The 22204-nt window shown below is 72.9% G+C and carries 20 protein-coding genes and 1 pseudogene; 8 read left to right on the top strand and 13 right to left on the bottom strand.

What is annotated here, in order from left to right:
• The first annotated feature begins 30 nt into the window (after positions 1-30).
• Positions 31-873, top strand: a complete 843-nt coding sequence (locus O3597_RS05860; protein WP_281603446.1) for a GNAT family N-acetyltransferase — start codon at positions 31-33, stop codon at positions 871-873.
• A 117-nt stretch (positions 874-990) separates the two neighbouring features.
• Here the strand turns inward: O3597_RS05860 and O3597_RS05855 are convergent, their stop codons facing one another.
• The 5 genes from O3597_RS05855 to trpC form a co-directional block, all read right to left on the bottom strand.
• Complete coding sequence (locus tag O3597_RS05855; protein WP_281603445.1) at positions 991-2175, bottom strand: FAD-dependent monooxygenase; 1185 nt, start codon at positions 2173-2175, stop codon at positions 991-993.
• A 15-nt stretch (positions 2176-2190) separates the two neighbouring features.
• Entirely contained in the window at positions 2191-3447 is a 1257-nt protein-coding gene (gene lgt / locus O3597_RS05850) for a prolipoprotein diacylglyceryl transferase (protein ID WP_281603444.1), read from the bottom strand.
• A 168-nt stretch (positions 3448-3615) separates the two neighbouring features.
• Positions 3616-4431, bottom strand: coding sequence for a tryptophan synthase subunit alpha (gene trpA / locus O3597_RS05845; RefSeq protein WP_164449152.1), 816 nt, complete (start codon positions 4429-4431; stop codon positions 3616-3618).
• Between the two features lie 4 nt (positions 4432-4435).
• On the bottom strand, positions 4436-5674 hold the full coding sequence (trpB, locus tag O3597_RS05840; RefSeq protein WP_281603443.1) for a tryptophan synthase subunit beta: 1239 nt from the start codon (positions 5672-5674) through the stop codon (positions 4436-4438).
• Positions 5675-5713: 39 nt separating this feature from the next.
• Positions 5714-6517 (bottom strand): indole-3-glycerol phosphate synthase TrpC, encoded by an 804-nt coding sequence (gene trpC, locus O3597_RS05835; RefSeq protein WP_210830529.1) that lies wholly within the window; start codon positions 6515-6517, stop codon positions 5714-5716.
• A gap of 441 nt (positions 6518-6958) precedes the next feature.
• Here trpC and O3597_RS05830 point away from each other — a divergent pair, with 441 nt between their 5' ends.
• Entirely contained in the window at positions 6959-7216 is a 258-nt protein-coding gene (locus O3597_RS05830) for a hypothetical protein (protein ID WP_164449155.1), read from the top strand.
• Between the two features lie 62 nt (positions 7217-7278).
• Here the strand turns inward: O3597_RS05830 and O3597_RS05825 are convergent, their stop codons facing one another.
• The 5 genes and pseudogenes from O3597_RS05825 to O3597_RS05805 all read right to left on the bottom strand — a co-directional run bounded on the left by O3597_RS05825 (position 7279) and on the right by O3597_RS05805 (position 11565).
• A complete protein-coding gene (locus O3597_RS05825) occupies positions 7279-7854 on the bottom strand; it encodes a Trp biosynthesis-associated membrane protein (protein ID WP_164449156.1) in 576 nt (191 codons plus the stop codon).
• A 173-nt stretch (positions 7855-8027) separates the two neighbouring features.
• On the bottom strand, positions 8028-9590 hold the full coding sequence (locus O3597_RS05820; protein WP_164449157.1) for an anthranilate synthase component I: 1563 nt from the start codon (positions 9588-9590) through the stop codon (positions 8028-8030).
• A gap of 156 nt (positions 9591-9746) precedes the next feature.
• On the bottom strand, positions 9747-10175 hold the full coding sequence (gene hisI, locus O3597_RS05815; protein WP_281604488.1) for a phosphoribosyl-AMP cyclohydrolase: 429 nt from the start codon (positions 10173-10175) through the stop codon (positions 9747-9749).
• A gap of 180 nt (positions 10176-10355) precedes the next feature.
• Positions 10356-10679, bottom strand: a pseudogene (locus O3597_RS05810) (phosphoribosyl-AMP cyclohydrolase); the annotation flags it as partial.
• A 493-nt stretch (positions 10680-11172) separates the two neighbouring features.
• Entirely contained in the window at positions 11173-11565 is a 393-nt protein-coding gene (locus O3597_RS05805) for a MerR family transcriptional regulator (RefSeq protein WP_281603442.1), read from the bottom strand.
• Positions 11566-11688: 123 nt separating this feature from the next.
• On the opposite strand from O3597_RS05805, the gene O3597_RS05800 reads away from it, so the two are divergent.
• The 3 genes from O3597_RS05800 to O3597_RS05790 all read left to right on the top strand — a co-directional run bounded on the left by O3597_RS05800 (position 11689) and on the right by O3597_RS05790 (position 13872).
• On the top strand, positions 11689-12423 hold the full coding sequence (locus O3597_RS05800) for an ABC transporter ATP-binding protein (protein ID WP_164449160.1): 735 nt from the start codon (positions 11689-11691) through the stop codon (positions 12421-12423).
• A complete protein-coding gene (locus O3597_RS05795; RefSeq protein WP_281603441.1) occupies positions 12420-13175 on the top strand; it encodes an ABC transporter permease in 756 nt (251 codons plus the stop codon). The genes O3597_RS05800 and O3597_RS05795 overlap by 4 nt, the downstream gene beginning before the upstream one ends.
• Positions 13176-13248: 73 nt before the next feature.
• Complete coding sequence (locus tag O3597_RS05790) at positions 13249-13872, top strand: TetR family transcriptional regulator (RefSeq protein ID WP_164449162.1); 624 nt, start codon at positions 13249-13251, stop codon at positions 13870-13872.
• A gap of 1 nt (position 13873) precedes the next feature.
• Here O3597_RS05790 and O3597_RS05785 read toward each other — a convergent pair whose 3' ends face one another.
• The 3 genes from O3597_RS05785 to O3597_RS05775 form a co-directional block, all read right to left on the bottom strand.
• Positions 13874-14599: a DUF2470 domain-containing protein gene (locus O3597_RS05785; RefSeq protein ID WP_164449163.1), complete on the bottom strand. Its 726-nt coding sequence runs from the start codon at positions 14597-14599 to the stop codon at positions 13874-13876.
• A 64-nt stretch (positions 14600-14663) separates the two neighbouring features.
• Positions 14664-16448, bottom strand: a complete 1785-nt coding sequence (locus O3597_RS05780) for an ABC transporter ATP-binding protein (RefSeq protein ID WP_281604487.1) — start codon at positions 16446-16448, stop codon at positions 14664-14666.
• Positions 16449-16506: 58 nt separating this feature from the next.
• Positions 16507-18378: an ABC transporter ATP-binding protein gene (locus O3597_RS05775; RefSeq protein WP_164449164.1), complete on the bottom strand. Its 1872-nt coding sequence runs from the start codon at positions 18376-18378 to the stop codon at positions 16507-16509.
• 161 nt (positions 18379-18539) lie between these two features.
• On the opposite strand from O3597_RS05775, the gene O3597_RS05770 reads away from it, so the two are divergent.
• The 3 genes from O3597_RS05770 to O3597_RS05760 all read left to right on the top strand — a co-directional run bounded on the left by O3597_RS05770 (position 18540) and on the right by O3597_RS05760 (position 22192).
• A complete protein-coding gene (locus tag O3597_RS05770; RefSeq protein ID WP_281603440.1) occupies positions 18540-19169 on the top strand; it encodes a TIGR03085 family metal-binding protein in 630 nt (209 codons plus the stop codon).
• Positions 19170-19292: 123 nt separating this feature from the next.
• The gene (locus O3597_RS05765; RefSeq protein ID WP_164449165.1) at positions 19293-20231 is read left to right on the top strand and encodes a terpene synthase; all 939 of its coding nucleotides are present in this window, start codon (positions 19293-19295) and stop codon (positions 20229-20231) included.
• 140 nt (positions 20232-20371) lie between these two features.
• Positions 20372-22192: a long-chain fatty acid--CoA ligase gene (locus tag O3597_RS05760; RefSeq protein WP_281603439.1), complete on the top strand. Its 1821-nt coding sequence runs from the start codon at positions 20372-20374 to the stop codon at positions 22190-22192.
• Positions 22193-22204 lie beyond the last annotated feature (12 nt).

Below are 22204 nucleotides of genomic sequence, written 5' to 3'. Positions count from 1 at the left end.
TCCAGACTCTGGGACATGTAGTCTCGCGCCGTGGATTCCGAGCGTACCGACCTCCTCGACCGGTTGGAACGGTTCTACGACGCGGTGCCCCGGGACGCGGCCCGTGTGGAAGATCACGGCAGTCTGGTGCTGTTCGTCCGGGAAGGCCCGGGATGGCCGTTCTACGCCCGGCCGCGGCCGGACGGCACCGGGTCGCCGACCCTCGCCGACGTGGCCGCGGTGCGGGCACGCCAGCGCGAACTCGGCCTGCCCGAGGCCCTGGAGTGGGTGCACGACCTCAACCCGGAGTTGCTCGCGGTGGCCCGCTCGGCCGGCCTGGGCGTCCTCGAAGCGCCGCTGATGGTGCTCGACCCGGCAACCCTGCCGGATCCGGCGGGGCTGGGCGAGCCGGTGCGGTTGCTCGACCCGGCGGATGCGGACTTCGAGTCGGCGGTGGCCGCCCGACGGGCCGTGGCGGCCGTCGGGTTCGCCGCTCCCGGCACCGCCAGGGGCGAGGCCGGCCCGGCCGAGCGCGACGCCGCCATGATCGGGTTGGACGCGGCGGCGGTCGGCGAGGAACGCTCCCGCGTCGCCGACGGCAGCCGGCTGTCCGCGTTGGCCGGCACCGCGACGGAGGGCCCGCTGGCCAGCGGGATGGCCATGCGGGTCGGCGACGTCGCCGAGATCGCCGGCGTGGCCACCCTGCCCAGCGCCCGCCGGCGAGGGCTCGGCTCGGCGGTCACCGCCACCCTGGCCCGCGCCCTGCTGGACTCCGGCACCGACCTGGTGTTCCTCTCCGCCGGCAGCGAGGAGATCGCCCGCGTCTACGTGCGGGTCGGCTTCCGCCGCATCGGCACCGCCTGCATCGCCTCCCCCACCCCCCTGCTCCCCTAACACCCCCCACCTGACCTCACCCCCGTCCAACCGGTTGATCAAGAAGTTCTGGTCGGGATCCGCGCTCCCGGTGACGAAAACTTCTTGATCAACACGGGTAGGTGGGGGTGGGTGAGGTCAGGTGGGTGGGGGGCGCCATTGGGCGGCGATGGTGGCGGCGGTGCCGAGTAGGCGGGGAGTGATGGTGCCCAGGGCGGCGTCGCGGGCGCGTAGGGCCAGCCGGCCCCGGGTGCGCAGCACGGCGGACATCCGGCGGGTCTGCCGGACCACGGCCGCCGCGCGGGGCCGCCGGGCCCGGTCGTACGCCATCACCGCGTCGGGCAGGGTCGACTCGCGTAGCAGCGCGGCGAGCGTCGCGGCGTCCTCGAAGGCCAGGCAGGCACCCTGCCCGAGGTGCGGCGGCATGGCGTGCGCGGCATCGCCGAGCAGCACCACCCCGCCCGGGCCGGCCGGGAAGCCGAACGCCCGGGGCAGCGGACGCAGCTCCCGGATCTCCCGCTGCACCAGGTCGGCCGGGTCGGTCGCGGCCAGCAGTTCGTCGACCGGCGCGGGCCAACCGGCGTACCAGCGGCGCAGCAGCGCCAACTGCGTCTCGGGCGGTTCGGGTCGGGCGGCACCCGCCGCGGTGGCCATCCAGTAGATGCCGCCACGGCTGGAGGCACCGGAGGAGCCGCGCTCGCCCAGCGAGGCGGAGACGAAACGGTAACCGGCACCGAGGATCTCACCGCCCACCGCGTCGGCCAGGCTCGGCGCGCGGTACCAGGGGATCACCGCCCGCCAGGCGGCGCAGCCGGAGCTGACCACCCCCGAGCCGGGGGCGAGCTGGCGACGGATCACGCTGTCCGTGCCGTCGGCGGCGATGACCAGGTCCGCTTCGTACGTGTGCCGGCCGTCGCCGACGGCGGGCCGCTCACCGGCGGCGGCGCGCACCGTCCGCACCGCCACCCCGGTACGCAGCTCGACCCGCTCGCCGAGGCCCGCGATCAGCGCGTCGTGCAGGTCCTCCCGGTGCACCACCACCGGCAGGCGTTCGGCCGGCGTCGGTCGTGGTTGCACCAGCCAGTGCCCGTCCGGGCGGCGTACCCCGCCGTCGGACAGGACGGTGGCGATGGCGTCCAGGCCGGCACCGAGCCCGAGGGTGCGCAGCGCCCGGACCCCGTTGGGCCAGAGCACCACGGCGGCCGGCTCCGGGCGGATCCGGTCAGCCCGCTCCAGGAGCGTGACCTGCCAGCCCGAGCGGGCGAGCGCACCGGAGACCGCCAGGCCCCCCAGCCCGCCGCCGACCACCACCGCGGTCCGCATGGCGTCCCCCTGACCTCAGCTGTCGCGCTCGGCGGGCCGCGCGGCGGATTCCGCCGCCGCGCCCTCGGCCGGTGCGCCCGACGCCGACGCGGCGTGCGCGTCGTCGGCCGACCCGTCACGCCCACCGGCCGACCCGTCGCCCGCACCAGCCGGCTCGGCGGACCCGCCAGCCGACCCTTCGGGCTGCTCAGCCAACGGCCGGGGTGCCGTGGTCGCCTCGTCGTCCAACCGGCCCGGATCGGGCTGAGCGCCCGCGTCGGGTGGCGCCTCGCCGGTCCGGCGCCAGTGCGTGAACTGCTCCTCGTCGACCACGCGGTAACCCTCGGGTGCGGCCGGCTCGGTGGTGGCACCCTTGGCCGACAGGTCCACCTGCGAGACGTCGGAGGTGGCCGGCCCGGTGGTGGCGACACTCGGCAGACCCACCGGGATCAGGTACTCCCGTGGCCCGCGCACCCGCAGGAAGTAGACGAGGGCGCCGAGGAAGACCAGCGCCGCGGTCCAGACGTTGATCCGTACGCCGAGGATCGTGTTGGCCTCGTCGGTACGCATCATCTCGATCCAGAACCGGCCGGCGGTGTAGCCCATCACGTAGAGGGCGAAGGCGCGACCACGGCCGAGCCGCAGCTTACGGTCGACGAGATACACCATCGCGGCGACGCCGACGTTCCACAGCAGCTCGTAGGCGAAGGTCGGGTGGTAGAGCCCCTCCTCCAGGATCGGCTGGCCGGCCTCGTCGCGCAGTGCCTGCCCGCCGTCCATCCGGTGGATCTCCAGCCCCCAGGGCAGGTCGGTCCGCCCGCCGTAGAGCTCGTTGTTGAACCAGTTGCCCAGCCGGCCGATCGCCTGGGCCAGCGGCAACCCCGGTGCCAGCGCGTCGGCGACCGCGGTCAGCGGGATGCCCAGTTGCCGGGCGGCGATCCAGGCGCCGACCGCGCCACCGGCGACCGCACCCCAGATGCCCAGGCCGCCCTCGTGGATGTAGAGCACCCTGATCGGGTCCCCGCCGGTGCCGAAGTACTGCGCGGGTGAGGTGATCACGTGGTAGATCCGGGCGCCGATGATGCCCGCCGGCACCGCCCAGACGGCGATGTCGAGCACCGCGCCCGGGGCCGCGCCGCGCTGGCGCAGCCGCCGCTCGGTGACCCAGCAGGCCACCACGATGCCGGCGATGATGCACAGCGCGTACGCCCGGATGGGAATCGGGCCGAGCTGCCACACGGCGTTGCTCGGACTCGGGATGGCGGCCAGTAACGTCGGCGAGGCGAGACTCACGGGTGCACACGCTACCGCTGCGCACCCCTGTGCCGTCACCCCGGTCTCCCGCGCCCCCACCCACCCCCACCCTCGCGATCTTGCACTTCCTGTCGCCGCAAAGATGACATTCAGTACATAACAGCGACAGAGAGTGCGAGATCGACGACGAGGGGTGGCGGCGAGGGCTCAGCGGATGGGGTGGTGGACGCCTTCGGACAGTTCGGCGCTCAGGGTGCGCAGGGCGGTCAGCGCGGCCGCCTCGTCGGGGGCGTCGAGCAGGCAGCGGATGAGCGCGCTGCCGACGATCACCGCGTCGGCGTACCCGGCGACGGTGGCGGCCTGCGCTCCGGTGCCCACGCCCAGGCCGACGCCGACCGGCAGGTCGGTGACCTCCCGCACCCGGGACACCAGCACCGGCGCCGCCTGCGAGGTCTGCGACCGGGCACCGGTGACGCCCATGATCGCGGTGGCGTAGACGAAGCCCCGACAGTGCGCCGCGGTCATCGCCAGCCGCTCGTCGGTCGACGACGGCGCGACCAGGAACGTACGGTCCAGCCCGTGCGCGTCCGAGGCGGCCAGCCACTCGCCGGCCTCCTCCGGAATCAGGTCTGGCGTGATCAGCCCGGTGCCGCCGGCCGCGGCGAGGTCCCGGGCGAACGCGTCCACCCCGTACCGTTCGATCGGGTTCCAGTACGTCATGGTCACCACCGGGGCGCCGGTGGCGGCCACCGCCTCGACGATGCGCAGGGTGTCCCGGGTGCGTACCCCGCCGGCCAGGGCGATGTCGCTGGCGCGCTGGATCACCGGGCCGTCCATCACCGGGTCGGAGTACGGGATCTCCACCTCGATCACGTCGACGCCCGCGGCGACCATCGCCTTCATCGCGGCGATGCTGCCCTCGACGGTAGGAAATCCGGCCGGCATGCAGCCGACCAGCAGGGCCCGGCCGTCCGCCCGGGCCTTGTCGAACGCCACCCCGATCCGGCTGGTCCGCTCGCTCATGGCCTCACTCCTTGTCGAGGATGCCGAAGTACTCACCGGCGGTGTGCACGTCCTTGTCGCCCCGGCCGGAGAGGTTGACCACGATGGTGGGCTGCCGACCCAGCTCAGCGGCGAGCTTCGGCGCGATGGCCAGGGTGCCGGCCAGGGCGTGCGCGCTCTCGATCGCGGGGATGATCCCCTCGGTCCGGCAGAGCAGCTCGAAGGCGGCCATCGCCTCATCGTCGGTGACCGGCTGGTAGGTGGCCCGGCCGGTGTCGTGCAGCCAGGCGTGTTCCGGGCCCACGCCCGGGTAGTCCAGACCGGCGGAGATCGAGTGCGACTCCTGCGTCTGCCCGTCGGCGTCCTGGAGCACGAAGGTCCGGGTGCCGTGCAGCACGCCGGTCGAACCACCGGTGATGCTTGCCGCGTGCCGGCCGGTGTCCACCCCGGCGCCGCCGGCCTCGAAGCCGTAGAGCCGCACCTGCGGGTCGTCGGTGAAGGCGTGGAAGATGCCGAGCGCGTTGGAGCCACCACCGACACAGGCGGTCACCGCGTCGGGTAGCGCACCGGTCAGGTCCAGGCACTGCGCCCGGGCCTCCTCGCCGATGCCCCGGACGAAGTCGCGGACCAGCGCCGGGAAGGGGTGCGGCCCGGCGGCGGTACCGATCAGGTAGTGGGTCTCGTCGACGTTGGCGACCCAGTCCCGCATCGCCTCGTTCATCGCGTCCTTGAGGGTGCGCGAGCCAGTCGTCACCGGTACGACGGTGGCGCCGAGCATCCGCATCCGGGCCACGTTCAGCGCCTGCCGCTCGGTGTCGACCTGACCCATGTAGACCACGCATTCCAGGTCGAACAGGGCCGCGGCGGTGGCGGTGGCGACGCCGTGCTGGCCGGCACCGGTCTCGGCGATCACCCGCCGCTTGCCCATCCGCCGGGTCAACAGCGCCTGACCGAGCACGTTGCGCACCTTGTGCGCGCCGGTGTGGTTGAGGTCCTCCCGCTTGAGCAGCACCCGGGCGCCGGCCCGGGCGGAGAACCGGCGGGCCTCGTAGAGCAGCGAGGGCGTTCCGGCGTAGTCGCGCAACAATTCGGCGAACTCGGTCCGGAACGACTCGTCGGCCATCGCCGCCCGGTGCGCCGACGCCAGCTCGTTGAGTGCGGCGACAAGTGCCTCCGGCACGAACCGGCCGCCGAACGTGCCGAAATGGCCGGCGGCATCGGGGAACTGCGCCGGCACCTCGATGTCCGTGGCGTCAGCACTCATCGCGCGTCCTCTCGCTCGCAAAGGGTCGCCGGACGCGGCTCAGCGCGCCGGGCGGGGGGTCGCCGGGTGGTTGCCGGCGTTGACCAGTTCGGCCACCGCCTCCCGGGGACTCTTCTGGGTGACCAGCCCCTCACCGACGAGCACCGCGTCGGCGCCGGCCGAGGCGTACCGGATCAGGTCGTGCGGGCCGCGTACGCCCGACTCCGCGATCTTGACGACGTGGCTCGGCAGGCCGGGCGCGATCCGCTCGAACACCGACCGGTCGACCTGAAGGGTACGCAGGTCACGGGCGTTGACCCCGATGACCTGGGCGCCGGCCTCCATGGCCCGGTCGGCCTCCTCCTCGTCGTGCACCTCGACCAGTGCGGTCATGCCCAGCGACTCGATCCGCTCCAGCAGGCCGACCAGCACGTTCTGCTCGAGCGCGGCGACGATGAGCAGCACCAGGTCGGCGCCGTGTGCGCGGGCCTCGTGCACCTGGTAGCTGGAGACCACGAAGTCCTTGCGCAGCACCGGGATGTTCACCGCGGCCCGCACGGCGGCCAGGTCGTCGAGTGACCCACCGAACCAGCGCCCCTCGGTGAGCACACTGATCGCCCGGGCACCACCGGCCGCGTACTCGCCGGCCAGGTCCGCCGGGTCGGCGATCTCAGCCAGCTTGCCCTTGGACGGCGAGGCGCGCTTCACCTCGGCGATGACGGCGACGCCGGGCCTGCGCAGCGCCGCGTACGCGTCAAGCGGCGGTGGCGCGGCGGCGGCCAGTTCACGGATCCGCTCCAGCGGAACCTGTTCCTGCCGCCGGGCCACGTCCTCCCGGACGCCGGCCAGGATCTCGTCGAGCACGCTGACGGGCGCCGCCGGGCCGGCCTCGTTCCCCTCCGCGTGCGCATGTTCAGCAGTCACCAACGGACTCCCCTCTCCGGGTGTCATGGGCCGATGCTAGGGGGCCCCACCTGGACCCGACCGCCGGGGGTATGGCGCTCCTCACGAATCGGGCTGCGGCATAATGGCCGACTTGCGCGCACGGATCGTCACCATGAGTAACGACATCATCGACGTTCGCCCATATAGGGGCCTTCCGGCGCCCGATCGGCGGCCAAGGATCCGGTCACGTCGATGCTGTGACCAAGCTCAAGGACCAAGGTCCCTGTGCCGGTCACGCCCCCTACCGCAGAGTTGACGGTGCGGTCATCACCACGAAACCCGGGCCGAGCAGCATCAGGCTCGGGCACACTCAATGACGCGCCCGCCCCACCGCCACGACGATCTCTCCCCGGGGTGATCATGAGTACCTCCGCGCCGCACCAGACCATCGGACTCACCACCATCTCGCGCACCGTCGCGTCGCTCGCCGTCGGTGTCGTCCACACGTTGGAGCGGGCAATGGTCGGGCCGGACCGGATGCGGACCGCGTCCGGCAACGCCTGGGAGGCCATCTGTGCCGACCGGGCCCGAGCCGACCAGCGGGCCGAACTGGACCGCCTCGTCGCGGAACTCACCGCGGCCCGCGCCCGCGCCCGCTCCCGCCAGCCGGTCGGCTGACCGCACCCGCACCTCTCGAGGCGCACAGTGCCACCCCGGCCGCCCAGCGACCCTCCGGCCGGTCAGCGGACCGTCGGATCCTCGCCGCGATCCAGGGCCTCCCACGCCTCGACGGTGCCCGCGCCACCGATCGGGCCGCTGGTGCCGGTCGGCCGAGGGGTCCGACGCTCGTAGCGGGCCCCCATCGCCGGCCAGCGGTGCCCACGCAGCATGGTCAACGAACCACCGACAGCGGCGAGGAGACCGCCGAGCAGGGTGAGCGCCGGCCACTGCCAGGTGACCGGATCACCCAGGTCACCGACGAGCCCGTAACCTCCGCCGGCCGCGACGGCCAGACCGAGCAGGGTCAGCAGCCCGCCGAGCACCCGACGCGGCCGGCCCCGGGTGGCCAGCACCGCACCGCCACCGGCCAGCCCGACGAGGGCCAGCGCCGGCAGCCACGGCAGCAACTGCCCGCCGGTGCGCCCCTCCTCCACCAGCAGCATCGGCTCCGAGCGGCCGACCACGTCGACCACCCAGGTGCGGGTCGCCGCCCACAGCGCCAACCCCGCGCCGGCCAGGCAGAGCAGCACGGCGTACGCCAGTTCGCGCCGGCCGGGCCGCGCGCCGCCGGTCCCGGTCTCCTCCGTCGCGCTCACCGGGCTAGTCTTCCGCTCGCGACTGCGGGACTCCGCTGCGCTACGTTCCTCCCGCTCACCGAGCAGACCTTCCGTTCGCGACTGCGGGACTCCGCTGCGCTACGTTCCTCGCGCTCACCGGGCCAGCCTTCCGTTCGCGACTGCGGGACTCCGCTGCGCTACATTCCTCGCGCTCACCGGGCCGGCCGGAGGGTTTCCGCGGCGGCGATGGCCGCCAGCACCGCGGCGGCCTTGTTCCGGGTCTCCTGGTCCTCGGCGGCCGGGTCGGAGTCGGCCACCACACCGGCACCGGCCTGCACGTACGCCCGGCCCGCCCGGATCAGCGCGGTCCGGATCGCGATGGCCATGTCGAGATCGCCGGCGAACCCGAAGTAGCCGACCGTGCCGCCGTAGAGGCCCCGGCGGACCGGTTCCAACTCCTCGATGATCTCCATGGCGCGCACCTTTGGGGCGCCGGAGAGCGTGCCCGCCGGAAAGGTCGCGGCGAGCGCGTCGAAGGCGGTGCGGTCCGCCCGCAGCGTGCCGACCACCGTGGAGACGATGTGCATCACGTGGCTGTACCGCTCGATGGTGGCGAACTCCGGCACCTCGACGGTGCCGGGACGGCACACCCGGCCCAGATCGTTGCGTCCCAGGTCGACGAGCATCACGTGCTCGGCACGCTCCTTGGGATCGGCGAGCAGCTCGGCGGCGAGCCGGGCGTCGGCCTCCGGGGTCGCGCCGCGCGGACGGGTGCCGGCGATCGGATGCAGCAGCGCCCGCCGCTCGCCGTCCACCTCACCGGTCACCTTCAGGTGCGCCTCCGGTGACGACCCGACGATGTCGAAGTCGTCGAAGCGCAGCAGGTACATGTAAGGGCTGGGATTCGTGGTGCGCAGCACCCGGTAGACGTCCAGCGGGTCGGCGTCGGTCTCCCGCTCGAACCGCTGCGCGAGCACGATCTGGAAGCACTCACCGGCCCGGATCGCCTCCTTCGCCGCCTCCACCGCCTTCGGGTACCCGCCGTCCGGGGTACGGCTGCGCACCTCGCCGGCCGGCGGTCGGGCGACCGTGGCGACCATCGGCGGGATGGGCCGCGACAGCGCGGTGGTCATCGCGTCCAGCCGGCCCACCGCGTGATGGTAGGCGGCGGTGACCCGCTCGTCGCGGCCCGGCTCGTCGAGCGGCGGCAGGATCGCGTTGGCGACCAGGATCGCCGAACCGTCGAAGTGGTCGAGCACCACCAGGTCGGTGGCGAGCATCATGCCCAGCTCGGGCAGGCGCAGGTCGTCCTCGGTGAGCGCGGGCAACCGCTCGAAGCGGCGGATCAGGTCGTAGCCGAGATAGCCGACCATCCCGCCGGTCAACGGCGGCGTCCCGTCACCCGGCGCGCCGGGGGGGCCGGCGAGCGCCGCCACCGTCGCACGCAGCACCTCGACCGGATCCCCGGTGGTCGGCAACCCGACCGGCGGCACGCCGAGCCAGGCCGCGGCACCGTCCCGCTCGACAAGAGTGGCGCTGCTGCGCACCCCGACGAAGGAGTACCGGGCCCAGGCCAGGCCGGACGAGCCGACGCCCTGCTCGGCGGACTCCAGCAGGAACGTACCCGGGCCACCGGCGAGCTTGCGGTAGACGCCGACCGGGGTCTCCGCGTCGGCGAGCAGTCGGCGGGTGACCGGCACCACCCGCCACCGGGCGGCCAGCTCGGTGAAGGTGGCCGCGTCCGGGCTCACCCGACCATCGCTCCGCTCGCTCATGCCGGCACTCCGCTTCGCTCCGTGCCGCCATGAGGCACCACCGCGCTGAGCCTGACGATTCGCTCGCTCCGCTCGCTCATGCCGGCACTCCGCTTCGCTCCGTGCCGCCATGAGGCACCACCGCGCTGAGCCTGACGATTCGCTCGCTCCGCTCGCTCATGGTGCCACCTCGCCGGTGACCGGGAGTTCGTCGGAGAAGCAGGTGCGCTGCCCGGTGTGGCAGGCGGCACCGACCTGGTCGACGCTCACCAGCACCGCGTCGCCGTCGCAGTCGAGTGCCACCGAGCGGACGTACTGGTGGTGGCCGGAGGTGGCGCCCTTGACCCAGTACTCACGCCGGCTGCGCGACCAGTAGGTGGCCCGCCCCGTGGTCAGCGTGCGGTGCAGCGCCTCGTCGTCCATCCAGGCCATCATCAGCACCTCACCGCTGTCGTGCTGGCGGACCACGGCGGCCACCAGACCGTCGGGAGTACGCCGCAGGCGGCCGGCGATCGCCGGGTCGAGCCGAGACGGTCGCCGCGAACCGCCCGGCGACTTCGGCAGGTCAGGGTGGGCGCCGGTCACCGGCGCGTCAGGAACGGGCACAGTGACCCATTGTCCCGCACGCGGCGCGGGTACCCCAGCCGGCTCCCGGCTGGCGGACGGCGTGCGACCGCCGGGCCGGCCCAACTGGGCCACGTAACGGTCCAGCCGCCCGTCCAGCAGGGCGTCGGCAAGGTCCGGACCGGCCGCACCGGCCACCTCGGCGGCGTACGGGCGGATCAGTGGCAAAGTGCCGGTCACCAGGCGGGCCGCCGCCGCCCACAACTGTCCGGTCGAGCCGGGAAGCAGGCCGAGGCAGCGCAGCATGTCCTCCCGGTAGCCGGCGGGCGCCACCGGCAGATCGAGCGCGGCGGCGAAGGCCGACCGGCGGGAGACCACCCGTACCGACGGGTTCGCCAGCCGCAACACCGACGGACAGAGCCGGGCCAGGTCGGCGGCGGCCAGCCGGGCACCGAGCGCGTCCTCGGCGTCCCGGGCCGCGGCCACCTTGCCCAGCATGGCGATCAGTTCCTCCAGCCGTGGCTCGTCGGCCGGCTGGCAGAGCACCGGCAGGTCGATGCGGTGCCGCCAGTACGAGTCGGCCCACAGCAGCCGGGTGGGTGCCGTCACCGGCAGGCCGAACGCCCAGTCGGCCGGCTCACCGAGCCGGGTCACCCACGAGTGGATGTCCCGGGCCGCGACCGACACGTGGGTCAGCCGGCCGGAGTGCTCCGCGAGGTAGGCCCGCCGGGCCGCGTACGGAGCGCCACCGAGCAGCACGTCGACGTCGACGTCGCTGTGCGCGGTGGCGGCCCGCCGCGCGTGGCTGCCGCGCAGCAGGATGCCCACCACGGGCCGGTCGGCGCTGGCCCGCAGCCGGGCGGCCCAGTCGTCGAAGAACCCACTGTCCGGTGACGGAGCGTGATCCACCGCGCCATCGTGCCGCACGTCCGATCGGGGTGCAATGCCCGCTGACGGACCTGGCGTCCGATCTGATGCCGGCTGACCGTGCTACGGGTTTTGCCACCCGACAAGCCTTTCGCCCCGATCGGCGCCGCAGTCAGTCGAGCTCGCCAAGCTCCGCCCGCCGGTAGTGGTCGATCTTGAAGTCGAGCACCTTGAGGTCCCCCTCCAGCTCGGCCATCCGGTGCAGCACCCGCACCCGATGCTCCTCGAACAGTGCCCGCCGGGCACCGAGCGTGCCGTCGCCCTGTCGAGCCAGCTCGACGTAGCGACGCATGTCGCGCACCGGCATGCCGGTGCGGCGCAGCCTGGTCAGCAGCAGCAACCAGTTGACGTCCTCGGTGGTGTAGCGACGCCGGCCGGTGGAGTCCCGGCCCACCGGTGCCACCAGCCCCTCCTGCTCGTACCAACGCAACGTGTGGGTGGTCAGGCCGACCCGCTGGGCCGCCTCGCTGACGGTGAAGGTCGGCTCCCGGGTACCGATGTCCATCGTTCGAGGGTCGCAGCACCGGCCGGTCCGGCGCGACCCCGTACCCCGTGGCCGCGCCTTGCCGAAGCGGCGGTATTTCATCTACCGTTGATTTCAACGGACGATGAATTAAGGAGGTGGGCGATGGCTGACGCGATCGCCGTCCGGGGCCTGGTCGTGGACCGGGGCGGACGGCGGGTGCTGCACGGCATCGACGCCACGGTGCCGCGTGGTTCGGTCACCGGCCTGCTCGGGCCGAGCGGCAGCGGCAAGACCACGTTGCTGCGTGCGGTCGTCGGAGTGCAGGTGATCGCCGCCGGCACGGTGACGGTGCTCGGGGCCCCGGCCGGCTCGCCGCCGCTACGCCACCGGGTCGGCTACCTGACCCAGGCGCCGAGCGTCTACGCGGACCTGACGGTGCGGGAGAACGCCCGCTACTTCGCGACCCTGCACGGTCGCGACCGGGCCGAGGCCGACCGAGCGGTGGCCGACGTCGGGCTGGCCTCGGCGGCCGGCCAACTGGTGGGCACCCTCTCCGGAGGCCAGCGCAGCCGGGCGTCGCTGGCCTGCGCACTTGTCGGCGAGCCCGAACTGATCGTGCTGGACGAGCCCACCGTCGGCCAGGATCCGGTGCTGCGGGCCGACCTCTGGGCCCGTTTTCACGCCCTGGCCGCGACCGGGACGACCCTGCTGGTGTCGAGCCACGTGATGGACGAGGCCGCCCGGTGCGACCGGTTGCTGCTCATCCGCGACGGCCGGCTCATCGCCGACGACACGCCGGCGGCCGTCCGGGCCGCCGCCGGAGTGGACGATCTCGACGAGGCCTTCCTGCGGCTGATCAGAGCCGCCGAGCCCGACCCGTCCGGGGAGGCACGATGAACCCGCGCATCCTGGCCGCCACCGTCGGGCGCATCCTGCGGCAGCTGCGCCACGACAGACGCACCGTCGCGCTGCTGGTGGCCGTGCCGACCGTCCTGCTCACCCTGGTCTACTACATGTACGCCGACCAGCCCGCGCCGCCCGGTCAACCGTCGACCTTCGACCGGATCGCCCTGGTGATGCTCGGCTTCTTCCCGTTCATCATCATGTTCCTGGTGACCAGCATCGCGATGCTGCGCGAGCGCACCACCGGCACGCTGGAACGACTGCTCACCACCCCACTGGCCAAGACCGACCTGCTCTTCGGGTACGGCATCGCCTTCGGGCTGGCCGGCGCGGTGCAGGCCGGCATCGCCTCGGCCGTCGCGTACTGGGTCTTCGGCCTGCAGACCGCCGGCAGCAGCGCCCTGGTCATCATGATCGCCGCGCTGAACGCGGTGCTCGCCGTCGCGCTCGGCCTGCTCTGCAGCGCCTTCGCCCGCACCGAGTTCCAGGCCGTACAGTTCATGCCGGTCGTGGTCGCACCACAACTGCTGCTCTGCGGGCTGTTCGTGCCCCGCGACGAGATGGCCGGCTGGTTGCAGGCGGTCAGCGACGTGCTGCCCCTGTCGTACGCCGTCGAGGCCCTGCAGGAAGTCGGCACGCACGCCGAACCGACCGGCACGATGTGGCGCGACGTGGCGATCGTCGCCGCCGCGGCGGTGCTGGCGTTGGTGCTGGCCGCGGCCACCCTGCGTCGGCGCAGCGGCTGACCCCCGTGGTGCCGCCCCGGCGCGCGCACCGCGTCCGCCGGGGCGGCACCACCGACAGGAGCGAGGGAGGGCGATGGTACGGCGCAGCGGACGGCGACCCGGCAGACCCGGCACCCGGGACACGATCCTCGACGCGGCCCGGGCCGCGTTCGCCGAACGCGGCTACGACGCCAGCACCATCCGGGCCATCGCCGCCTCGGCCGGGGTCGACCCGGCTCTGGTGCACCACTACTTCGGCACCAAGGAACAGCTCTTCCTGGCCGCCATGCGCTTTCCGGTCAACCCCGGGGAACTGCTGCCGAAGGTGCTCGCCGGCGACCGTGCCGCCCTCGGCGAGCGGCTGGTCCGCATGTTCGTCACGGTGTGGGACTCGCCGGCCGGTGCCGCCGGGGTGGCCCTGCTGCGCTCCGCGGTCAGCAGCGAGTGGACCGCCCGGCTGCTGCGCGAGTTCCTCACCACCCAGGTGCTGCGCCGCGTTCTCGATCATCTCGACGTCGACCCGGCCGAGGTGCCGCTGCGCGGGTCGCTGGTGGCCAGTCAACTCGTCGGGCTGGCGCTGATGCGCTACGTGATCCGGCTGGAACCGGTCGCCTCCGCCGCGCCGGAGACCCTGATCGCCACGGTCGGCCCGACCGTGCACCGCTATCTCACCGGCGCTCTCGACGGTGTGCCCCACTCGGCACCGTCGGGGCGGTAGCTCAGCCCGCGCGGAGCACCGGGTGCAGCAGTCGGGTCAACTCGGCCCGGTCGGCCAGCCGGCGACCGAAGGCGAGCCGGGCCCGTCGCCGGGCGCCCGGCCGGCCGAAGGTCACCAGCATCCCGTACCTGTCGATCCGCTCGACCCGTGGCGCGTGGTCGGTCCGACCGGCGGCCAGGCCGAGCTGCCGGCACAGGTAGCCGGTCAGCCGCGCGGCGTGGTCCTCGCCCAGGTCGGCGAGCAGCTCCGCCTCGACCGGGTGCAGCGGGTCCGGCTCGGCCTCCGCGTACGCCTGCGGGTCGACGCGGCGCAACTCGCCGGCCCGGTGCCAACGGGCCTCGGCCACCTCGAAGCGGAACAGCCGGAACCGGGTGCCGACATCGAGCAGGTCGCCGGTGGGTTCCACCGTGGCGAAGTCCACCGCGGCGGCCCGTGCCTCGTCACCGGCCAACCGACGCGCCCAACCGGAGACCAGGGCCCGGCCCAGTGACGGCGCCCCGGCGGCGGGCGGCAGGTCGAGCACGTCGAGCACCACCGCGACCGCCCGGTCCTCGGCGCCCAACGCCGCCGCCAGATCGCTCACCACCGGCACCAGCAGCAGCACCCGCCCCTCGGGGTCGGTGGCGTGGCGCGCGTGGTGCAGGCCGGGCCGGCAGGCCAGGTGGACAAGGCCGGGCAACCGACCCGCGACCAGGGTCCGGACGATCTCGGCGGGGCTGGGCCGCATGACACGACCTCCTTTGAGGTTAGGCTTACCTAACTCGGAGGGTATGGCATCGGCTCGACGGCGTCTACCGGGTCTGCTCAAGCCACGAGGCGTAGAGCAGTCCGTACACCGAATCCGGGTCGCGGATCAGCTCGTCGTGCGAGCCACGCTGCACGATCCGCCCCCGGTCCACCACGATCACCTCGTCGGCGTTCTGCGCGGTCGACAGCCGGTGGGCGATCGCCAGGGTGGTCCGGCCCCGGGTCACCGCGTCCAACGTCCGCTGCAACCGCACCTCGGTGGCCGGGTCCACCGCACTTGTCGCCTCGTCCAGCACCAGCAGGTCCGGATCGGCCACGTACGCCCGGGCCAACGCCACCAACTGGCGCTCCCCCACGCTCAACGCCTCGCCACGCTCGCCCACCCCGGTCGCCAACCCGGCGGGCAGCCCGTCCAGCCAGTCGGCCAGACCCAGCTCGGTGAAGGCGGCGGCGAGCTGCTCGTCGGTCAGCTCCGGACGGGCGAAGCGGACGTTGTCGGCCACCGTGGCGTCGAACAGGAACCCGTCCTGCGGCACCATCACCACCCGGGAGCGCAGCGAGTCGAAACGCACGTCGGTGAGCGGCACCCCCGACAGCAGCACCGCCCCCGCCGACGGGTCCATCAGCCGGGTGACCAGCTTGGCGAAGGTGGTCTTGCCGCTGCCGGTCTCACCAACCACCGCCACCCGACTCTTCGCCGGGATCTCCAGGCTGATGTCGTGCAGCACCGTCGGACCACCCGGATAGGCGAAGCGCACGGCGGCAAAGCGGATGTCCAGCGGCCCGGTGGGCAGTTCCCGCCCCTGCGGTCCGGGATCCGCCACGTCCGGGGCGACGTCCAGCACGTCGAGCACCCGACGCCAGCCGGCGATCGCGTTCTGCGCCTCGTTGAGCACCTCGGTGGCGATCTGCACGGGCTGGATGAAGAGCGTCACCAGGAACAGGAACGCGGTGATCTCACCGATGCTCAGCGTCCGGTCGGCACCGAGGAACACCCCGAGCACCACCACGCCGGCCAACGCCAGCCCGGCGGCCAGCTCGCCGACCGAGCTGCCGAGAATGCTGATCCGGATCGCCTTCTGCTGGGCCCGCCGCTGACCGTCGATCGCCTCGTCCAGCCGCCGGGCGGTGCGCCCCGCGATGCCGTACGCCCGGATCACCGGCGCGCCGACCACGCTCTCCCCGACCGCCCCCAGCAGGGCACCGGTACGCTGCCGGACCACCCCGTACGCCGCGGCGAGGCGGCGTTGGAGCAGCCGGATCACCAGCACCGCCGGCCCGAAGGCGGCGAACACCACAAGCGTCAACTGCCACGAGTACGCCAGCATCACGGCCGTGGTGACCGCCAACTGGCCCAGGTTGACCAGCAGGATCACCCCACCCCACTGGAGGAACTGGGTGATCTGGTCGACGTCGCTGGTGACCCGGGACACCAGCGAACCGCGTCGCTCCGACTGCTGGTGCAGCATCGACAGGTCGTGCACGTGCCGGAAGGCGCGTACCCGCACCCCCGCCAGGGCCGTCTCGCTGACCGTGAACAGTCGGCGCATCATCAGGTAGCCACAGGTCGTGGTCACCACCAGCACCGCGGCGGTGACCGACACCACCACGAACAGCGCGTCCAGGTTCAACCCACCGGCGATACCCCGGTCGATGCCCTGCTGCACCGCCACCGGCACGGCCACCCGGCCGACCATGTACACGAGGGCCAGACCGAGGGTGCCGGCCAGCCCGACCCGCAACTCCGGGGAGAGCGCCAGCCCCCGCCGCAGCGTCCGCCACGTCGACTCGGCCTGCTCCGGTGCCTCGCCGCCCCGTACCGAGCCCACACTCACCGGTTCCGCCTTTCGTTCGCGACTGCGGGGCTCGCAAGCTCACTCCTCGCGCTCACCGGTCCACCTCCAGTCCGGAGGTCATCGGGGTGACCTCGTCGTACGTGTGCTGCCGATCCTGGTGGTCGACCTCGGCCTGCTCGTAGGCGGTGACGAGATCGGCGTAACCCGGCACGGTGGCCAGCAGCGTGCTGTGGGTGCCCCGCGCCACCACCCGCCCGTGCTCCAGATAGATGACCTCGTCGGCGAGGGCGATGGTCGCCCGCCGGTAGGCCACCACCAGAATCGACGCGCCCGGGCCACCGCCGGCCGAGGAGCGCAGCCCGGCCAGGATGGCGGCCTCCACCCGAGGGTCGACCGCGCTCGTCGCGTCGTCGAGCACCAGCAGGCGGGGACGCCCCGCCAACGCCCGGGCGAGGGTGAGCCGCTGCCGCTGGCCGCCGGAGAGCGAGGTGCCCCGCTCGCCGACCATCGTGTCCAGGCCGTCGGGCAGGGCGGCGACGAACCCGTCGGCCTCGGCCAGCCGCAGCGCGGCCCAGACGGCCTCGTCGTCCACGCCGGGCCGGTCCAGCGACACGTTGGCCCGTACGGTGTCGTCGAAGACGAACGGCACCTGGGCGACCAGCGCGGCGGTACCGGCGAGCACGTCCGCGGCCAAATCCCGGACGTCCACCCCGTCGATGCTCACCGTGCCCGACCGGGGATCGACCAGCCGGACCGCCAGCGCGGTGACGGTGGACTTGCCGGCGCCGGTCGGCCCGACCAGGGCGACGGTCTTGCCGGCCGGCACCGTGAAGGAGACCTCGCCCAACACCTCGGCGCCGGGCAGGTGCGCCTCCGCCGGTTCGTAGGCGAAGCCGACGTCGGTGAAGGTGAGCGTGGCCGGCGTCGCCACGGCCGGGTCCGGACGGGTGTCGCCGTAGGGCATCTCGCCGGTGGCGTCGAGCACCCGGCGGATCCGGTCCCAGCCGGCGACGCTGCGCGGCAGTTCGGCGAGCACCCAGCCGATGGCCCGCACCGGAAAGGCCAGCACGGTGAACAGGAAGGCCACGCTGACCAGCTCGGACACCTCGATGGCGCCCTGCCGCAGCCGGTACGCCCCGACCACCAGCACCGCGAGGGTGCCGAGACTGGGCAGCGTCTCCAGCATCGGGTCGAAGACGCCCCGCAGCCGGCCGACCGAGATCAGCGCGTCGCGCAGCTGGCCGGCACGGGCCGCGAACCGGGCGGTCTCCTGGGCCTCGCGACCCATCGTCTTGACCACCAGGGCGCCGTCGAAGCTCTCGTGGGCGATACCGCTGACCTCGGCGCGCAGCCGTTGTGCCCGCGCCTGGCGCGGGGCCATCCGACGGGAGTACGCCACGTTGAGCGCGAACAGGGCCGGAAAGACGGCCAGCCCGACCAGCGCCAGTGCCCAGTCGACGGCGAACAGCGACGTCACCGCACCAACGAGCATCACGAGCGTGCCCACCGCGAAGGGCAGCGGTGCGATCGGCTGCCAGGCGGCCTCGACGTCGGAGTTGGCGTTGGACAGCAACGTGCCGGTCGCGTTGCGGTGGTGCCAGGACAGCGGCAGTTCCAGGTACCGGCGGGTGACCCGGCGACGGTAGGCGGCCTGGAGGCGGAACTGCATGTAGCCGGCGCCGAGTCGGCGGCCGAAGATGCCGACCACCCGCAGCACGCTCAGCCCGAGCAGCGCCGCGGCGGCCAGCGCCAGCGCGCCCACCGCCACCGAACCGGTCTGCGCGGCCGGCACCACCACGTCACCGACGACCGCGCCGACCACGAACGCGCTGGCGACCACCATCAGGCCGAACAGCACGCTGCCGGACACCGCGACCGCGAAGATCCTCGGTTGTTCCCGGATCGCCCGCCCGAGGACGCTCAGCCCGCGACCGAGCACGTCCCGACTAGTCCCACTCGCCACATTCTCCCCCGCCGTAAGCCGCCACAATCATCTCTCATCCTTACCGCTGCGCGTCGGGTACGCCGACCCGAGGCGATATGTCCGACGTCACCCCGCGGACCGGTTCGACAGCGCAACCGCTCGACACGCGACCCCGGTTACGTCGGCCTACGATCACTGTCATGCCGCGGTACGCCCGATCGGAGCGCGAGGCGCTCACCGAGCTGATGTCCACCCTGGGCCCGGACGCCCCGACCCTCAACGAGGGCTGGACGACCCGTGACCTCGCCGCGCACCTGGTGGTCCGGGAACGTCGGCCGGACGCCGCGGCGGGAATCATCGTTCCCCCACTCGGCGGCTACGCCGAACGGGTGCGACGCCGGGTCGCCGCGCTCGACTGGACCGAGTTGCTCGGCCAGGTGCGGCACCCACCGCTGTGGAGCCCGGTGAGCAACCCGCTCACCGACGAACTGACGAACACGTTGGAGTTCTTCATCCACCACGAGGACGTCCGCCGGGCGCGGGCGGGCTGGCAGCCGCGCGAACTGCCGGTGGGGTTGGAGCGGGCGTTGTGGCGACGGCTGTCGGCGCTCGGCCGGCTGGCCCTGCGCCGCTTCCCCGCCCAGATGCTGGTGCAGGCCCCCGGCCACGGCGAGGTGGCCACCGGCCGGGGCGGCGAACCGCTGCGGCTGGTCGGCACGCCCGGTGAGCTGGCCCTGTTCCTGTCCGGCCGGCAGCGTGCGGCGCGGGTGCAGCTCGACGGGCCACCGGCCCTGACCGATCGACTCCGCGCCGCCAGCCTGGGCTTCTAACCCTCTGTGCGGAACCGGTCACGGCAATTTCCGAAACGTTACTCGACGCATCGACCGACCACCATCGGTGCTCCCGTACGCTGACGCGCGCCGCCTCGTGGGGGGGTGGCGACAGGGAGCGCGATGCGAAGCTTTGTGGTCTCGGCCCTGCGAGAGCCTCCGTTCATCGGAGTCCGGCACGGCGAGACAGAGCGCGTGGCCCGGGAGAGCGCGAACTGGGCGCAGCAACTGGGCCTGATCAGTAACGGCCAGCGGCTGCACCGGGCGGATGCCGCCGGGCTCGCCGGGCGAGCCTGCCCGCAGGCCCCGCCGGAGCGCCTGCGCCTGCTGACCGATTTGATCTCCTGGCTGTTCGTGATGGACGACGCCTGCGACGAGGACGGACTCGGCGCCGAGCCCACCCGGCTCGCGCCGACGGTGGCCGCGCTGCTGGACGTGCTGGACCGCCAGGGCGCGCCGGGCCCGACGCCGCCCGGAGCAGCCGGGACGCTGGCCCTCGGGCTGACCGACCTGTGCCAACGGGTACGCGGCCACCGGCGCCCGGCCGTGCTGCTGCGGTTCGTCGCCGGCATGCGCGAGTACCTGCTCGCGCTGCTGTGGGAGGCGGCGAACCGGGAACACGAGCGGGTTCCGCCGGTCGACGAGTACGTCCAGATGCGCCGACACACCGGCGCCGTGTATCCCAGCCTCACCCTGACCGACCTGGCGCTGGACGGCTTTCCACCGGCCGTCCGCCGGGCCGACCCCGGCTGGGCCACCCTGGAGATGCTCGCCGCCGACCTGATCTGCTGGTGCAACGACGTCTTCTCCTACGCCAAGGAGCACCACGGCGGGCCGGACGCGCACAACCTGATCACGGTGTTGACCAGGGAGACCGGCGACGAGTCGGCGGCGCTACGGGCCGCCGCCGACCGGTTCAACGAGCGACTCGGCGCGTACCTGGCGGCCGAGACCGACCTGTTGGCCAACCACGGCGACGCGGTGCGCCCGGCGCTGGACAGCCGGCGGAACTGGATCCGGGCCACCTACGACTGGTCACGGGCGGCGGCGCGCTACGCGTGAGACGAGGTTTCCATCTGCCGGGAACGGACTGGTGGATGATCGTCAGGGCTAGCCGATGCCCGGTGACAGGCAATACCCTTCGGTAACGAACACCGACCGTGACGATCGTCACGCCTCCACCCCCGAAGGCGGCTACAGCGATGGCTCTCGATGTACCGTACAGCTCAATTCCTGACATGTTCCTCAAGCGCGTGGCGGCGTCCCCCGACCGCCACGCCTTTGCCCACCCCGGCCCGGACGGACCGGTCTGGCTGACCTGGGCACAGGTCTTTCAGCGGGCAAAGGCGGTCGCCGCCGGCCTGCACGGCCTGGGCGTCGGTCAGGAGGACCGGGTCGCGATCCTGGCGAACACCCGGATCGAGTGGGTGATCGCCGACTTCGGCATCATGTGCGCCAGCGGCGCCACGACCACGGTCTACCCGACCACCGAGCCCGAGGACGCCACCTACATCATCTCCGACTCCGGCTCCAGCGTGCTGTTCGCGGAGAACACGGACCAGGCGGCCAAGATCGCCGGAGCGCAGCTACCCGCGCTGACCCACGTGGTCCTGTTCGACGGCGCCCCCGACCCGTCCGCGGCCGTGCCCCAGCTGACCCTGGCGCAACTGGAGGAGCAGGGGGCCCAGCGGCTCGCCGAGGACCCGGAGCTGATCGAGCGCCTGGTCGCCGGCATCGGCCCGGATCACCTGGCCACCCTGATCTACACCTCCGGCACCACCGGCCGACCCAAGGGTGTCGAGCTGCTGCACGGCGGCTGGTGCTGGGAGGGTGTGGCGCAGGAGGCGGTCGGGCTGCTCCGCGAGGACGACCTGCAGTATCTCTGGCTGCCGCTGTCCCACTCGTTCGGCAAGACGCTGCTCTGCGGCGCCACGCACGTCGGCCTGCCCACGTACGTGGACGGTCGGGTCGACAAGCTCGTCGAGCTGCTCTCGGTGGTCCGCCCGACGCTGATGTGCGGCGCGCCCCGGGTCTTCGAGAAGGTCTACAACAAATCGGTCACGACCGCGCAGGGCGCCGGTGGGGCGAAGGCCAAGATCTTCGCGTGGGCGGTCGGCGTCGGCAAGGAGAAGATCGCCCTGGAGCAGGCCGGCAAGCCGGTGCCGGGTGGGCTGAAGCTCAAGTACACGCTGGCGGAGAAGCTGGTCTTCAGCAAGCTCCAGGCCCGTCTCGGTGGCCGGATCCGGGTGCTGGTCTCCGGTGCCGCCCCGCTCAGCCCGGAGATCGCCACCTTCTTCGCCGCGGCGAACCTGCCGATCTCCGAGGGCTACGGGCTGACCGAGACCAGCGCCGGCAACTTCGTCAACCCGCCCGACGGGTTGCGGATCGGCACCGTCGGCAAGGCCATGGGCGACCTCGAGTGCCGCATCGACACCGACGGCGAGATCCTGATCAAGGGCCGACCGGTGATGCGGGGCTACCACAACCTGCCCGAGGAGACCGCCGCCGCCTTCACCGAGGACGGCTTCTTCCGTACCGGCGACATCGGCAGCCTCGACGACGACGGTTACCTGCGCATCACCGACCGCAAGAAGGACCTGGTCAAGACCTCCGGCGGCAAGTACGTCGCGCCGTCGCACATCGAGGGCATGTTCAAGGCCACCTGCCCGTACACCTCGCAGGCCGTGGTGATCGGTCAGGCGCGCAACTACTGCACCATGCTGGTGACGCTGGACCCGGACGCCATCACCGGCTGGGCGGCCGGCACCCCGCTGGAAGGTCGCCCGTACGCCGAGATCGTGGCATCCCCCGAGGCCCAGGCCATGGTGGAGGAGTACGTCGCCCAGCTCAACCAGAAGCTGAACCGCTGGGAGACCATCAAGAAGGTCACCATCCTGCCGCGCGACCTGACCATCGAGGACGGCGAGATCACCCCGTCGCTGAAGATCAAGCGTCGGGGCGTGGAGAGCAACTTCTCCGACGAGATCGACAAGATGTACGCCGGCACCGTCGCCGAGATCTGACGACCCCACCGC

Origin of the sequence: Verrucosispora sp. WMMA2044 (assembly GCF_027497155.1) — a bacterium.
Lineage (GTDB): Bacteria > Actinomycetota > Actinomycetes > Mycobacteriales > Micromonosporaceae > Micromonospora > Micromonospora palythoicola.
The sequence above is the reverse complement of the archived record's forward strand: the minus strand, read 5'-3'. Positions and strand labels throughout refer to the sequence as shown.